1 rRNA gene is annotated in these 1026 nt (G+C 56.5%); it reads left to right on the top strand.

Features of this window, described 5'->3' with window-relative positions:
* Positions 1-1020 (top strand): 23S ribosomal RNA (locus tag FHS44_RS40040); the annotation flags it as partial.
* Between the last annotated feature and the right edge of the window lie 6 nt (positions 1021-1026).

The raw sequence follows: 1026 nt of genomic DNA on the forward strand, positions 1-1026 counted from the left end.
GCTGAGAACTTAAGCGCCAGTAAACGGCGGTGGTAACTATAACCATCCTAAGGTAGCGAAATTCCTTGTCGGGTAAGTTCCGACCTGCACGAATGGCGTAACGACTTCCCCGCTGTCTCAACCGCAGACCCGGCGAAATTGCACTACGAGTAAAGATGCTCGTTACGCGCAGCAGGACGGAAAGACCCCGGGACCTTCACTATAGCTTGACATTGGTGTTTGGAACGGTTTGTGTAGGATAGGTGGGAGACTTTGAAGCATCGACGCTAGTTGGTGTGGAGTCATTGGTGAAATACCACTCTGGTCGTTTTGGATGTCTAACCTGGGTCCGTGATCCGGATCAGGGACAGTGTCTGGTGGGTAGTTTAACTGGGGCGGTTGCCTCCTAAAGGGTAACGGAGGCGCCCAAAGGTTCCCTCAGCCTGGTTGGTAATCAGGTGTTGAGTGTAAGTGCACAAGGGGGCTTGACTGTGAGACCGACGGGTCGAGCAGGAGCGAAAGCTGGGACTAGTGATCCGGCGGTGGCTTGTGGAAGCGCCGTCGCTCAACGGCTAAAAGGTACCCCGGGGATAACAGGCTGATCTTCCCCAAGAGTCCATATCGACGGGATGGTTTGGCACCTCGATGTCGGCTCGTCGCATCCTGGGGCTGGAGTAGGTCCCAAGGGTTGGGCTGTTCGCCCATTAAAGCGGTACGCGAGCTGGGTTTAGAACGTCGCGAGACAGTTCGGTCCCTATCCGCTGCGCGCGTAGGAGACTTGAGAGGGGCTGTCCCTAGTACGAGAGGACCGGGACGGACGAACCTCTGGTGTGCCAGTTGTTCCGCCAGGGGCATGGCTGGTTGGCTACGTTCGGGAGGGATAACCGCTGAAAGCATCTAAGCGGGAAGCTCGCCTTGAGATGAGGTCTCCCACCCTTTGTGGGGTAAGGCTCCCAATGGATGATTGGGTTGATAGGCCGGGTGTGGAAGCGCGGTAACGTGTGGAGCTGACCGGTACTAATAGGCCGAGGACTTGACCACAAAGCT

This window comes from Streptosporangium saharense (assembly GCF_014203715.1).
Classification (GTDB): domain Bacteria; phylum Actinomycetota; class Actinomycetes; order Streptosporangiales; family Streptosporangiaceae; genus Streptosporangium; species Streptosporangium saharense.